At 66.3% G+C, this 13,095-nt stretch carries 16 protein-coding genes and 1 tRNA gene; 10 read left to right on the top strand and 7 right to left on the bottom strand.

Annotated features, from left to right (window positions below; translation table 11 throughout):
• Positions 1 to 43 precede the first annotated feature (43 nt).
• The 9 genes from pheS (at position 44) to rlmD (ending at position 8,441) form a co-directional block, all read left to right on the top strand.
• On the top strand, positions 44 to 1,096 hold the full coding sequence (pheS, locus tag B2J86_RS08580; RefSeq protein ID WP_169169435.1) for a phenylalanine--tRNA ligase subunit alpha: 1,053 nt from the start codon (positions 44 to 46) through the stop codon (positions 1,094 to 1,096).
• Positions 1,097 to 1,262: 166 nt separating this feature from the next.
• Positions 1,263 to 3,701, top strand: a complete 2,439-nt coding sequence (gene pheT / locus B2J86_RS08575) for a phenylalanine--tRNA ligase subunit beta (protein WP_173025230.1) — start codon at positions 1,263 to 1,265, stop codon at positions 3,699 to 3,701.
• Positions 3,701 to 4,048: an integration host factor subunit alpha gene (locus tag B2J86_RS08570; protein ID WP_169169433.1), complete on the top strand. Its 348-nt coding sequence runs from the start codon at positions 3,701 to 3,703 to the stop codon at positions 4,046 to 4,048. Before pheT ends, B2J86_RS08570 begins: the two co-directional genes overlap by 1 nt.
• A 122-nt stretch (positions 4,049 to 4,170) precedes the next feature.
• Positions 4,171 to 4,587: a MerR family transcriptional regulator gene (locus B2J86_RS08565; RefSeq protein WP_169169432.1), complete on the top strand. Its 417-nt coding sequence runs from the start codon at positions 4,171 to 4,173 to the stop codon at positions 4,585 to 4,587.
• 29 nt (positions 4,588 to 4,616) lie between these two features.
• A tRNA-Pro gene (locus B2J86_RS08560) sits at positions 4,617 to 4,693 on the top strand.
• Positions 4,694 to 5,017: 324 nt separating this feature from the next.
• Entirely contained in the window at positions 5,018 to 5,956 is a 939-nt protein-coding gene (locus B2J86_RS08555; RefSeq protein WP_254068009.1) for a DNA/RNA non-specific endonuclease, read from the top strand.
• Between the two features lie 271 nt (positions 5,957 to 6,227).
• Entirely contained in the window at positions 6,228 to 6,518 is a 291-nt protein-coding gene (locus B2J86_RS08550; RefSeq protein WP_169169431.1) for a hypothetical protein, read from the top strand.
• Positions 6,519 to 6,650: 132 nt separating this feature from the next.
• The gene (locus tag B2J86_RS08545) at positions 6,651 to 6,965 is read left to right on the top strand and encodes a hypothetical protein (protein WP_169169430.1); all 315 of its coding nucleotides are present in this window, start codon (positions 6,651 to 6,653) and stop codon (positions 6,963 to 6,965) included.
• A 42-nt stretch (positions 6,966 to 7,007) separates the two neighbouring features.
• Positions 7,008 to 8,441: a 23S rRNA (uracil(1939)-C(5))-methyltransferase RlmD gene (gene rlmD, locus B2J86_RS08540; protein WP_173025229.1), complete on the top strand. Its 1,434-nt coding sequence runs from the start codon at positions 7,008 to 7,010 to the stop codon at positions 8,439 to 8,441.
• A 53-nt stretch (positions 8,442 to 8,494) separates the two neighbouring features.
• On the opposite strand, the gene B2J86_RS08535 is transcribed toward rlmD, so the two are convergent.
• A complete protein-coding gene (locus B2J86_RS08535) occupies positions 8,495 to 8,872 on the bottom strand; it encodes a hypothetical protein (RefSeq protein WP_169169428.1) in 378 nt (125 codons plus the stop codon).
• A 108-nt stretch (positions 8,873 to 8,980) separates the two neighbouring features.
• On the bottom strand, positions 8,981 to 9,682 hold the full coding sequence (locus tag B2J86_RS08530; RefSeq protein WP_169169427.1) for a Bax inhibitor-1/YccA family protein: 702 nt from the start codon (positions 9,680 to 9,682) through the stop codon (positions 8,981 to 8,983).
• Positions 9,683 to 9,893: 211 nt separating this feature from the next.
• Here B2J86_RS08530 and B2J86_RS08525 point away from each other — a divergent pair, with 211 nt between their 5' ends.
• Positions 9,894 to 10,301: a heme-binding protein gene (locus B2J86_RS08525; RefSeq protein WP_173025228.1), complete on the top strand. Its 408-nt coding sequence runs from the start codon at positions 9,894 to 9,896 to the stop codon at positions 10,299 to 10,301.
• A 211-nt stretch (positions 10,302 to 10,512) separates the two neighbouring features.
• Here B2J86_RS08525 and hemP read toward each other — a convergent pair whose 3' ends face one another.
• The 5 genes from hemP to B2J86_RS08500 all read right to left on the bottom strand — a co-directional run bounded on the left by hemP (position 10,513) and on the right by B2J86_RS08500 (position 13,039).
• The gene (hemP, locus tag B2J86_RS18130) at positions 10,513 to 10,674 is read right to left on the bottom strand and encodes a hemin uptake protein HemP (protein WP_169170808.1); all 162 of its coding nucleotides are present in this window, start codon (positions 10,672 to 10,674) and stop codon (positions 10,513 to 10,515) included.
• 144 nt (positions 10,675 to 10,818) lie between these two features.
• On the bottom strand, positions 10,819 to 11,229 hold the full coding sequence (locus B2J86_RS08515) for a biopolymer transporter ExbD (protein ID WP_173025226.1): 411 nt from the start codon (positions 11,227 to 11,229) through the stop codon (positions 10,819 to 10,821).
• Positions 11,230 to 11,231: 2 nt separating this feature from the next.
• The gene (locus tag B2J86_RS08510) at positions 11,232 to 11,951 is read right to left on the bottom strand and encodes a MotA/TolQ/ExbB proton channel family protein (protein WP_169168240.1); all 720 of its coding nucleotides are present in this window, start codon (positions 11,949 to 11,951) and stop codon (positions 11,232 to 11,234) included.
• 15 nt (positions 11,952 to 11,966) lie between these two features.
• Positions 11,967 to 12,674, bottom strand: a complete 708-nt coding sequence (locus tag B2J86_RS08505) for an energy transducer TonB (RefSeq protein ID WP_169168241.1) — start codon at positions 12,672 to 12,674, stop codon at positions 11,967 to 11,969.
• 140 nt (positions 12,675 to 12,814) lie between these two features.
• The gene (locus B2J86_RS08500; RefSeq protein WP_173025225.1) at positions 12,815 to 13,039 is read right to left on the bottom strand and encodes a bacterioferritin-associated ferredoxin; all 225 of its coding nucleotides are present in this window, start codon (positions 13,037 to 13,039) and stop codon (positions 12,815 to 12,817) included.
• Positions 13,040 to 13,095 lie beyond the last annotated feature (56 nt).

The raw sequence follows: 13,095 nt of genomic DNA, 5'->3' as shown, positions 1-13,095 counted from the left end.
CGCTTGAAAAGGCACTAGCCCTTGTTTCTTTTGAAGAGCGAATATGAACGAGTTGGACTCTCTGGTCGAAAGCGCGCAGCAGCTGTTTGCGCAAAGCGCCACCCCCGCCGATCTGGAAAATGCCAAGGCCCAGTTCCTGGGCAAGTCCGGTCGCGTGACCGAGCTCATGAAGGGCATGGCGCAGCTTTCCGTCGAGGAAAAGAAGTCGCGTGGCGCCGCCATCAACGTCGCCAAGCAGGCCATCGAGGCAGCGCTCACGGCGCGCCGGCAGGCCCTGGCGGACGCCGAACTGCAGCTGCAGCTCCAGGCCGAGGCGCTCGATGTGAGCCTGCCCGGACGCCAGCGCGGCCAGGGCGGCTTGCACCCGGTGTCGCTGACCCTCGAGCGCATCGAAGCCATTTTCGGCTCCATGGGCTTCGACGTGGCCGAAGGTCCCGAGATCGAAACCGACTGGTTCAACTTCACCGCGCTCAACACCCCGGAAGACCACCCTGCGCGCTCGATGCACGACACTTTCTATGTCGAAGGCGGTACTGCGCGGGCACCCAACCTGCTGCGCACGCACACCAGCCCCATGCAGGTGCGACACGCCGTGCAGCACGTGAAGAAATACCGTGCGCTGATCGATGCCGGCCAGGCCATGCCCGAGATCCGCGTGATCGCGCCGGGCCGCACCTACCGCGTGGACAGCGACGCCACCCACTCGCCCATGTTCCACCAGTGCGAAGGCCTGTGGATCGGCGAGAACGTCAGTTTCAAGGACCTGAAGGTCACGTTCACCGAGTTTTGCCGCACCTTCTTCGAGTCGGACGACCTGGTACTGCGCTTCCGCCCCAGTTTCTTTCCGTTCACCGAGCCCAGCGCCGAGATCGATATCCAGTTCCAGACCGGCCCGCTGGCCGGCAAGTGGCTGGAAGTCGCGGGTTCGGGCCAGGTGCATCCGAACGTGGTGCGCAACATGGGGCTGGACCCCGAAAAGTACATCGGCTTTGCCTTTGGCATGGGACCCGACCGCCTGACGATGCTGCGCTACGGCGTCAACGACCTGCGCCTGTTCTTCGACGGCGACATCCGCTTCCTGTCGCAGTTCCAATAATCAAAAAAGTGAGCTGTCAGCGCTTGCTGTGATTGGATTTCAGATGCTTTTATATCTGAAATTAAGCATTGATCAGCGCGAGTAGCTCATCTTTTGAAAGCACGCATGCCCAGCCGGCTGTAGGCCTTGAAGGTACAGCCAGCCATGAACGCCAAAGAGTCTGACTATGCAATTTCCTGAATCCTGGTTGCGCGAATTCTGTAACCCGCCTCTGACGACCGCCGAATTGGCCGAGACCCTGACCATGGGCGGCCTGGAGGTCGAAGAACTGCAGCCCGTAGCGCCGCCGTTCACGCGCATCGTGGTCGGCGAGATCAAGGAAGCCCAGCAGCACCCCAATGCCGACCGCCTGCGCGTGTGCCAGGTCGACGTGGGGCAGGCCGAGTTGCTGACCATCGTCTGCGGCGCGCCCAATGCGCGCGTGGGCATCAAGGTGCCGTGCGCCCTGGTGGGCGCCGAGCTGCCGCCCGGCGACGACGGCAAGCCGTTCGTGATCAAGGTCGGCAAGCTGCGCGGCGTGGAGAGCCAGGGCATGCTGTGCTCGGCGCGCGAGCTCAAGCTGTCGGAAGACCATGGTGGCCTGCTGGAGCTGGCCGCCGACGCGCCGCTCGGCGCGGACATCCGCGTGCACCTGGACCTGGACGACACCCTGTTCACGCTCAAGCTCACGCCCAACCTGGCCCACGCGTTGAGCGTGTACGGCGTGGCGCGCGAGCTGGCGGCCCTGACAGGGGCGCCGCTGCAGACGCCCACCTTTGCACCGGTGCCGCAGGCGCATGCCGACCGCCTGCCGGTCACGGTCAGCGCACCGGACCTGTGCGGCCGCTTCTCGGGCCGCATCGTGCGCGGCGTGAACCCGAAGGCCGCCACCCCGCAGTGGATGATCGACCGGCTCGCGCGCTGCGGTCAGCGCAGCGTGGCGCCGCTGGTCGATATCTCGAACTACGTGATGTTCGAACTGGGCCGGCCTTCGCATATTTTCGACCTCGACAAGATCCATGGCGGCCTTGAGGTGCGCTGGGGCCAGCCGGGCGAGCAGCTCAAACTGCTCAATGGCAGCACCGTCACGGTCGACGGGCAGGTCGGCGTGATTGCCGACGAGCGCCAGGTCGAGTCACTGGCCGGCATCATGGGCGGCGACGCCACGGCCGTCTCGGACGGCACGCAGAACATCTACATCGAAGCCGCATTCTGGTGGCCCAAGGCCATTGCGGGCCGTTCGCGCCGCTACAACTTCTCCACCGACGCAGGTCACCGCTTCGAGCGCGGCGTGGACCCGGGCCACACGGTGGAACACCTCGAGCGCATCACGGCCTTGGTGCAGCAGATCTGCGGCGGCGCCGCCGGCCCGATCGACGATGTGCAGGTGAATCTGCCGGTGGCGCGGCCCGTCACGCTGCGCATAGCGCGCGCCGCGCGCGTGATCGGCATGCCGCTGAGCCAGGCGCAGTGCGCCGATGCGCTCGCCCGCCTGGGTTTGCCGCTGGAGCAGGGCGAGGGCACGGTGACCGTCACGCCGCCGTCGTACCGCTTCGACCTCACGCTGGAAGAGGACCTGATCGAAGAGGTCGCCCGCATGGTGGGCTACGACCAGCTGCCGACCACGCCGCCGCTGGCGCCCATCACCCCCAAGCTGCGGGCCGAGAGCCGGCGCAGCGCCTTTGCCGTGCGCCGCCATCTGGCTGCGCTGGGCTACCAGGAAACTATCAACTTCAGCTTCGTCGACGAGCGCTGGGAGCACGGCCTCGCGGGCAACCCCCAGCCCATCAAGCTGCTCAACCCGATTGCAAGCCAAATGGGCGTCATGCGCTCATCCCTGCTGGGTTCTTTGCTACAGGTTTTGAAATTCAATCTGGACCGCAGGGCCGAGCGCGTGCGCGTGTTCGAGCTGGGGCGGGTGTTCCTGCGCGACGCGTCGGTGGCCGATACCGACACCACCGTGCAAGGGTTCGACCAGCCGATGCGCGTCGCAGGCCTGGTCTGCGGGCCGGCCGACATGCTGCAATGGGGCCGCAAGGACCAGGCGGTGGACTTTTTTGATGCCAAGGGCGATGTCGAGGCCTTGCTGGCGCCACGGCAGGCGCGGTTCGAGCCTGCGACCCATCCGGCCATGCACCCGGGGCGCTGCGCGCGCGTGGTGCTGGACGGCCGTGCCATCGGTTACGTTGGCGAGCTGCACCCGCAGTGGCGCCAGTCGTGGGAGCTGGCCCAGGCGCCTGTGATGTTCGAGCTGGAGCTCGACGCCGTGCTGGAGCGCAGCGTGCCGCAGTTCAAGGCGGTGCCCAAGCACCAGAGCGCGCAGCGCGATCTGGCCGTGGTGGTGGCCGAGCGCACTACGCATGCCCGGCTCCAGGCCGCCATCGCGTCGGCCGTGCCGGCCACGCTGCTGCGCAGTGCCATACTGTTCGACGTGTACCGGGCCAAGCCGGTCAAGGCGGGCGATGCCGCGCCGGCGACCGCCATGGCGGCGGGGGAAAAGAGCCTGGCGGTGCGCCTGACGCTGGGCAGCGGCGACGCCACGCTGACCGAGACGGACATCGACGCTGCGGTACAGGCCGTGGTGGCGCAGCTGGTGGCGCAGTGCGGCGCAAGGCTGCGCGTGTAATGAGCAACCGGAGCAACGACGTGATCGAATTTGCCGTAGAAAGCCTGGACACGCCGACGCTGACCAAGGCGCAGCTGGCCGACCTGTTGTTTGACCACATCGGGTTGAACAAGCGCGAGTCCAAGGACATGGTCGATGCGTTCTTTGACCTGATCGCCCAGCGCCTGGTCGAAGGCGCGGATGTGAAGCTGTCCGGATTTGGCAATTTCCAGATCCGCACCAAGGCGCCGCGCCCCGGACGCAACCCGCGCACGGGCGAAGCCATTCCGATCGGGGCCCGCCGCGTGGTCACCTTCCACGCCAGCAGCAAGCTCAAAGAGCAGATCCAGAGCCCCGCAGGTGCGTGACTGCCAGGGGGCGGCCGGGCGCGCAATGGTTGCAACCCCATGGCTGCCGCGGCGCGGCTGCGCTACCCTTGGCCACTGCCTGCTTCTTTCGCACTGACTTTCCCCTACCTCGCTCCCCCGGTATGCCGCTTCCTTCCATCCCTGCCAAGCGCTATTTCACGATCGGTGAAGTCGCCGAGCTGTGCGGCGTGAAGCCGCACGTGCTGCGCTATTGGGAACAGGAGTTCACCCAGCTGCGGCCCATGAAGCGGCGCGGCAACCGGCGCTATTACCAACACCACGAGGTGCTGATGATCCGCCGCATCCGCGACCTGCTGTACGAACAGGGCTTCACCATCAGCGGGGCGCGCAACCAACTGCAGGACACCTCCCCCACGCGCATGCACGAGGCCCTGCAGCCTGCGTTGGCAGAGCACGATGTGCCGGTGATCCAGTTGGCACCACCGGACAACGCAGGCTACAGCGCGCCGGTGTGGGGCGACATGGGCAGGGTACGGCAGGAATTGTTTGAAATCCGTTCACTTCTTTCCGATCAGTGAATATTTTCAGCATATAATCTAAAGCTTGTCGGCGTGTGGCGCAGCCTGGTAGCGCACTTGCATGGGGTGCAAGGGGTCGAAGGTTCGAATCCTTTCACGCCGACCATTGATCTAAAGAAACCAACGGGTTAGCTCTTCCAAGAGCTAGCCCGTTTTTCTTTCTGCCGACCGGGGCGAAGCCCCTGCACTTTGCTTCGCGATTGTTCAAGCCAGATTTTGTGGGTTGCCGCCCAGTGGGGCCCAGTCCAGCCACCCGCCTGTTGCATGCCGGGGAGATGGCGCCACACCATCCCATCCGGCGCCTGTTTGAGTCCTGCGCACACCCTGTGGGCTGCGCGGCAGCCCACCGCCGCAGGTCTGGCGCCGGCCCACGCCCCCTCCCTTTGTCCTCCCACCGGTGTCCCCGCAATGCGGGGCGCCGCGTGTTCGCTTGGTGAAAGAGTTTTCCGAATCCGTGCCGTCCGCCAAAACAAGTAAAACGCGCAAAACGTCCCAGCGCATCCGCCGTCCCTCCAAACACCGCCGAATTTTTGCGCTGCTGCTCGCGGCAGTGGGGCTATCGGTGAGTTCCTGTGCCGACCGCCTGCTGCAGGAAGGCCGCGAGCTGGAACAACTGGTCAGAGAACTCGGCACGCCAAAGCAGAACCACCAGCGTGTGTCCCGCGTTGGCTCCGGCCATCAGCGCAACGCGTCAGGAGATTTTGCGGCGTGCCGGCAGTTTTTTGCGAACGGAAGGCCGCCCGTGCTCGCGCCTCAGCCCACGCAGCGGGCACTGTGCTACGACGCCTTTGCCATCCTCCATTCGGGCGCCAGCAAAACACCGGTGTATGTCGCAGAAAAGCTCAATCGGGCCGCGGTCGCGGATGCCGACGAGGTGCGCACCAACCGGTTTTTCGCCGATGCCCGGCTGCGCCCTGCAGAGCGGGCCACGCTCGACGATTACAAGGGCAGCGGCTTCGATCGCGGCCACATGGCCCCGGCCGGCAACATGCCCACGGCGCAGGCGATGGCGCAGAGCTTTTCGCTGGCCAACATAGTGCCCCAGGCGCCCCAACACAACCAGGGCGCCTGGAGGGTGTCGGTCGAGGCCGCCACCCGAAAATATGCGGCCAAGGCAAGCGGGGATGTGTACGTCATCACCGGCCCGGTCTTCCTGCCCAGCATTGATGAAAGCCAGGGCATCGGCCCGGGGAATGTGCGCGTGCCACGCTATTTGTTCAAGCTCGTCTACGACGAAGACCGGAACCGTGCCTGGGTGCACTGGCATCGCAACGACAACGCCACGCGGGCTGCGCAGCCGATCAGCTATGAAGAGCTGGTGCGGCGCACGGGGATCGAGTTTTTGCCAGGGGTGTACCCGCGCGGATGACGCCTGCGGGGGACGCCCAGGCAGCACCGTGCCGCCCTGTGCGGCACGGGCGTTGGGCTTGGGTGGGCGCCGCCATGCACCATGTTTTGGCGTTGCAGGAGTGCAGGCCGCATTCCACGGAGTGCGGGTGCCGCGTTGCACACGGCTGCGGTAACCCATCTGGACGCCGCACCCAATTTGGGAGGATCATGCGTGCGGGGCAGATCCCCGCGGTGCAAGCGTTTGGGAAGTCTGCTCACAACCCGGTTCACTTTGCCAAGGGAGGTTTGCCATGGGGTTCCGTTTCTTTGAGCACCGCCGCGACACCCACCTGCGTCGCTCGCGTGAATACCTGGAAGAGGCCAACGTCGCTCGGGTCGAGCACCAGGCCGCGGCAGAGCACCATGCGGCATTGGCCAAGATGTACGCGCAGCGCATCGTGCGCATCGAGGAAGAAATCCTCAGCGCACTGCATTCGCCCTCCATGGTGGTTCCCGCTTCCGCGGATGCGCTGAGCGAGGACGGGAACCGGGGCAAGGGCGAGTCGGTGCTGGCCTACCCGTCCCGCGCATTTCGCACGTGAACCAGTACGCCGGCTGAGGCGCGCCGGGGGAGGGTGCGCCCCCGGCGGCTGTGCCAGCGTGGCGATGTCGCCTGCGGCGGTCGGGGCATACGCATAATGGTCTCCAGGCCGGTCACCGGCCCGGAGACCCGCATGAAGAAAACCCTCACTTTGACCGCTGCCATCCTGTGGCTCGGCCTGGCGGCACCCGCCGCCCACGCCGCCTGCTACCTGGTTTACGGACCGGGGCAGCAGCTCGTCTACCGCGCGCCCGAACCGCCCGTGGATCTGTCGCGCCCGCTGCACGAAACCCTGCCGGCCGTTGCACCCGGCGGCACGCTGGTGTTCTCGCTGGATTCGCATGGCTGTGAGCGTGAAATACGCCAGTTGCCGCCGCGCAGCGGGGCGAGCGCGGTGCCGGCACGCCCTGGGCGCGGGGCGGCACCGGTGCGCCGCAACGGCGCCTGAACTCCCGCTGCGCGGGCCTTTCGGGCCTGAGACAATCGGGGCATGAGCGATGATCTGAACGACAAACAAACCCCTTACCCGAGCGACTGGCTGCAGGTGGAATCCGTGGACCTGGACGCGCAGGGCGTGGCGCACAGGCCGGACGGCAAGGTGGTCTTCATCGACGGCGCACTGCCGTTCGAGTGGATCACGGCCCACACCCACAAGCGCAAGAACAATTGGGAGCAGGCCAGCCTGACGGCCGTCCACCGCGAGTCGCCCCAGCGCGTGCGCCCGGGGTGCCCGCACTTTGGCCTGCACGCGGGCGCCTGCGGCGGCTGCAAGATGCAGCACCTGCACGTGGGCGCCCAGGTGGCGGTCAAGCAGCGCGCGCTCGAAGACAACCTGTGGCACCTGGGCAAGGTCAAGCCCGAGATGCTGCTGCGCCCCATCGAAGGCCCCGCCTGGGGATACCGCTACCGGGCACGCCTGTCGGTGCGCCACGTGGTCAAGAAGGGCACGGTGCTGGTCGGTTTCCACGAGCGCAAGAGCCGCTATGTGGCCGACATGCAGGTCTGCCCGGTGCTGCCGTCGCACGTGAGCCGCATGCTGATGCCGCTGCGGGCGCTGATCGCTTCCATGGACGCGCGCGACACCTGCCCGCAGATCGAGCTGGCCTGCGGCGACAGCGTCACCGCCCTGGTGCTGCGCCACCTCGAACCCCTGTCGGCCGACGATCTGGCGCGCCTGCGCACGTTTGCCGCCGCGCACGGCGTGCAGTGGTGGCTGCAGTCCAAGGGGCCGGAGACGGTGAAGCTGCTCGACGAGGGCGGGGCGCAGCTGTCGTATGCGCTGCCCGAGTTCGGCATCACGATGCCGTTCAAGCCGACCGATTTCACCCAGGTCAACCCACAGATCAACCGCGTGCTGGTGTCGCGCGCGCTGCGCCTGCTCGATGTGCAAAAAACCGAGCGCGTGATCGACTGGTTCTGCGGCCTGGGCAACTTCACGCTGCCGCTGGCGACGCAGGCGCGCGAGGTGCTGGGCATCGAGGGCAGCGAGACCCTGGTGGCGCGCTCGCGCGAGAACTATGCCTCCAATCAGGCCCAAACGCACGGTGGTAAAGCGCTGGCAGCTACTGATTTTGTAGCTCGCAACCTGTTCGAGATGACGCCCGAAATGCTGGTCGCCGATGGCGCGGCCGACAAGTGGCTGGTCGATCCGCCGCGCGAGGGCGCTTTTGCGCTGGCCAAGGCGCTGGCCGACCTGGAGCAGTCGCGCATCGGCGCCGAAGGGGCGGCCCCGCTGCCCGTGGGCTTTGATGGCTGGACGCCGCCGAAGCGCATTGTCTACGTCAGCTGCAACCCCGCCACGCTGGCGCGCGATGCCGGCCTGCTGGTGCACCTAGGCGGTTACCGCTGCACGGCGGCGGGCATGGTCAACATGTTCCCGCACACGGCGCATGTGGAGAGCATGGCGGTGTTCGAGCGCGCCTGAGCGCGGGGGCGGAGGGCAGAGCGGGCACCCGCGCCGCCGCCCGCTGGCGCGCTTCAGCTGCGGCGGGCGCTGTTCGCGCTGCGCAGATCGCGCGGTTCGGTTTCGATGGCGTCTTCGCGCGCCGCCTTGCCAGGCTTGTCGGCCTGGCCCAGCATCGACGGCGTGCCCTCGATCTTGTTCTCGCGCATGTAGCCGTCCATGTCTTTCCAGCCGGCAAACACCGCCGCCTTGGACGACTTGGGGTTGAGCGTGTAGCAGTCTTCGAGCCCGCGCAGCGCGTGGCGGCAGGCGCCGCCAATGGCCTTGGCTTCGGCCTCGCGCTGGACGATGCGCGGATCGGGGCCCAGCCCCGGAATATCGCAGCCGGCGAGCAAGAGGACCAGCACAGCGGCAGCGCTGCGTTGCGGCAGGGAGGGGGCTTTCTGGAACATGTCCCTCCATTATCGGCAGACGGGCGCGGTGGTTGAGCCCTATCGCTTGCGCTCGGTCATGAAAAAGGCCCCTTGCGGGGCCTTCTTGGCGGGACTGCAGTCCGGGTTTTACTCGCGCTCGCCGCCCATGATGCCCAGCAGGGCCAGCAGGCTCTGGAACACGTTGAAGATGTCCAGGTACAGGGCCAGCGTGGCGCTGATGTAGTTGGTCTCGCCGCCGTCGAGGATCTGCTTGAGGTCGTACAGCATGTAGGCGCTGAAGATGCCAATGGCGGCAACCGAGATCGCCATCATGCCGGCCGACGAGCCGACAAATACGTTGACGACCGCGCCGACCATCAGCACCAGGGCGCCGACGAACAGCCACTTGCCCATGCCCGAGAGGTCGCGCTTGATCACGCTGGCCATGCTCGCCATGACGAAGAACACGCCAGCCGTGCCGCCCATGGCCGTCATGATGAGTTCCGAGCCATTCTTGAAGCCCAGCACCATGCCGATCAGGCGCGAGAGCATCAGGCCCATGAAGAAGGTGAAGCCCAGCAGCACGGGCACGCCGGCGGCCGAGTTTTTGGTCTTTTCGATGGCGTACATGAAGCCGAAGGCGCCGCCCATGAAGACGATCAGGCCCAGGCCGCCGCGCAGCGACTGCGTGATGCCGGTCGCCACGCCGATCCAGGCGCCCAGCACGGTGGGCAGCAGGCTCAGTGCGAGCAGCCAGTAAGTATTGCGCAGCACCTTGTGGCGCTGTTCCTGCGAGATGCCGTAGCCAGTGTCCGCAGAGGAGTGGAGGGCCGTTACCCGGTCGTTCATGAAGTCTCTCCTGAGTGACCTGCACAGCGCAGGCCCGTGGATTCTAGGTGGTGACGGCGGGCCGCTATGCAATACCTGGGTGCAGTTGCCTACTTTTGGTAAGGGTTCTTTTGCGTTGGGCGGACATAGCGCAATGGCGGTGCAGGGGTATGCTGTGGCGCTTTTAACCACGGGCTTTACGGCCCCCACTGGTCCACAAGGCCTCGCACGCATGAAAAATACCGTAGAACTCGAATGGGCAGACGTCCAGACCATCGCCGCCGCCGCCCAGGCCGAAGCCCTGCAAAACCAGTGGGCGGTGACCATTGCCATCGTCGATGCGGGCGGGCACCTGCTGTCGCTGCAGCGCCTGGACGGCGCCGCGCCGCTGTCGGCGCATGTGGCGCCCGCCAAGGCGCGCACCGCCGCCTTGGGCCGGCGCGACACCAAGGGCATCGAGGACATGATCAACAACGGCCGCACGGCGTTCCTTAGCGCGCCGACCATCGATGGCATGCTCGAAGGTGGCCTGCCGATCATGCACAACGGCCAGTGCATCGGCGCCGTGGGCGTGAGCGGCGTCAAGGCGCCCGAAGACGCCCAGGTGGCGCGTGCCGGCATTGCCGCACTGGGGCTGTGAAGCGCGGCCTGCGGGCCGTTGATATTGTTTTGATAGCTGCATGCGCTGACCCACCAAGGGCTGGAGCGCAAAATGACCCAAAAACCGGCAAGCGCCGGTTTTTTGTTGGGAGGGAGAAAAAAGCCTGGCGGCGCGCAGGAAATCGGTGGGCTGGCCAAAACGACCCGGCGGGCTCGAGCCCCGGCCGGGGTCGCCCCACGATGGAAAAAACCTATTTCGTCAGTATCAGCTTGCCCTGGCGCGTGGCCTGCAGGCGGTAGATGCAGCCGTTGTGGGCAATGGCCACGGTTTTCTGGCCTTGCAGCAGGTCCCGGCTGTCCACGGTCACCGCCGGGGTAGGCATGCCGGCCTGGCCCGGACGGCCGTCGGCCATGCCAGTGTCGCCGTGTGCAGCGGGGCAAACGGGAGGAAGCGCTGGGGGGCTGGCGTGCATAAGACGGAGAGCGGTGTGCGGTGATTTCTGAAGGGTGGTTGTTCGCAATCGAAGGCCTATCGCGCGCAGGTCCGTGGTCCCCTGTCAGCGCTGGGGCTCGGTCACGAAACCGATCTTGCGCACGCCCGCGCGTTGCGCTGCAGACATGGCCTGGGCCACGCGCTCGTAGCGCACGGCCTTGTCGCCGTTGATGTGCAGGTCGGGCTGGGGTTCCTTGGCGGCCTCGGCCCTCAGGCGCCCTTCGAGCTCCTCGTCGCGCACGGAAGCGCCGTTCCAGAAATAGCCGCCATCGACGGCCACGCTCAGGCGCACCGTCTCGGGCTTGATGAGTTCGGGCTGGTTCACGGCGCGCGGCAGGTCCACGTTGACGGCGTGCTTCATGACCGGCACGGTGATGATGAAGATGATGAGCAGCACCAGCATCACGTCGACCAGCGGCGTCATGTTGATCTCGTTCATCACCTCGTCGGCTTCATCCTGGGTTCCGAAGGCCATGCTCAGGCCCCTTTCTTGAGCGGCAGCACCCTGGCGGCTTCGCCGCTGGAAGAAACGCGCGCGCCGGTGACGAAGTAGGCATGCAGGTCGTGCGCAAAGCTGTTCATGCGGATCAGCACCGACTTGTTGCCGCGCACCAGCGCGTTGTAGCCGAGCACGGCGGGGATGGCCACGGCCAGGCCCAGGGCGGTCATGATCAGCGCCTCGCCGATCGGGCCGGCCACCTTGTCGATGGTCGACTGGCCCGAGGTGCCGATGGCCAGCAGCGCGTGGTAGATGCCCCACACCGTGCCGAACAGTCCGATGAACGGCGCCGTGGAGCCGACCGACGCCAGAATCGCCAGGCCCGACTGCAGGCGCGCGGTGAATTCGTCGATGCAGTTGCGCAGGCAGCCCGTGACCCAGTCGCTCACGTCCAGGCTGTCGTGCAGCTGGCCCTTGGTGTTGCGGTGGTGGGCCGTGGCTTCGCGCCCTTCCAGCGCCAGCTGGCGAAACGGGTTGCCGGGGTCGGCGCCGAGCTTGCCCAGGCCGGCCGCAAAGTCTTCGCTGTGCCAGAAGCTCTGCGCCGCGCGGGCGTACTTCTTGAATTGGATGATGTCCAGCGCCTTGACGAGGATGACGATCCACGAGGCCAGCGACATCGCCAGCAGCAGCACGGCGACAAAGCGCGTGACGAAGTCACCCTGGGTCCAGACGTTGGCGATGCCAAATTGCGATTCCATGAAAACTCCTGAAAATTATTCGAGAACAAAATTGATGGGCACCAGGTTCCACATGGCTTCGGGCACGCCGCCCCGTTTGCCCGGCACGAAGCGCCAGCGCACCACGGCGTCCTGGGCTTGGCGGTCGAGCCGGTCGTAGCCGCTCGATTGCTTGACTTCGACCTTCTGCGGCCGGCCCTGTTCGTCGATGAAGACGCGCAGCAGCACCTTGCCCTGCTCACCCATGCGCTTGCTGATGGCAGGGTAGCTCGGGGCCGGGTTGTTCAGGTAGGCCGCATTGCTCGACGGCAGCTCGATCCGCGGCGGCGCGGCGGGTGCGGGCGCCGGCGCTGCGACAGGCGCCACCGGGGCCGTTGGAGCCGCCGGGGCGGGAACTGGATCGGGCGTGGGCTCGGGTGCCGAAACCGGTGGTGCATGGGATGCGGGGTCGGCCACGGCCAGTGGCGCCGGTGCGGGCCGGGGGGTAGGCTTCTTCGCGACGGCCGGGCGCGGTGTGGGCGGGGCTGGTAGGGCTGGTGGAGTGGGCGGCTGCCGCACTTCGGGCACGGGAGGCGCGACGAACTCGGCGATCACCTCGGCAGGCACGATGATTTCGGGACTGTGGCGCGCCAGGCCCGACTGCAGCGCCCACAGGGCTGCCGCATGGGCCAGCACGACCCCACCGGCCACCACCGCATTGCGGCCCAGGCCTCCGGTGGAGGTGCAACGGTCAAATTGAGACATAAAAAGAATAGCTGCCAGCGCTTGATGGCATTGGGCTAGAGGCCAATTTGACTGAGATTATGGAAGCAAAATCCACCACGCTGCAAGCGCCACCAGCAACGCACTGGCGGCAAGGACGACGACGAGAAACATGGCGCAACTCAGACCGCGCAGGCACACGAAGGCGGCGCAGCCGCCTCATTGTGCAGCGCCGCCACGGGGTGCATGGCATGGCACTGGGCCACCACATCGCGCGCGCAGTCCTCGCATTGGCCGCACTGGGTGGCCACGCCCAGCTCGAACTGAATTTCGTCAAAACCCATGCCTGCGCGGGCATGGCGGGCAATTTCGCGGTCGGAAACACGGCGGCAGACACAGACGATCATGGCGGGCAGGCAATAGATGGCTGGCGGTTGAAAGAATGGATGAATTATAAATGAGA

Origin of the sequence: Acidovorax sp. SRB_14, assembly GCF_012932145.1 — a bacterium.
Lineage (GTDB): Bacteria > Pseudomonadota > Gammaproteobacteria > Burkholderiales > Burkholderiaceae_C > Simplicispira.
Note: the sequence above shows the minus strand (reverse complement) of the source record. Positions and strands in the feature narration are given on the sequence as shown.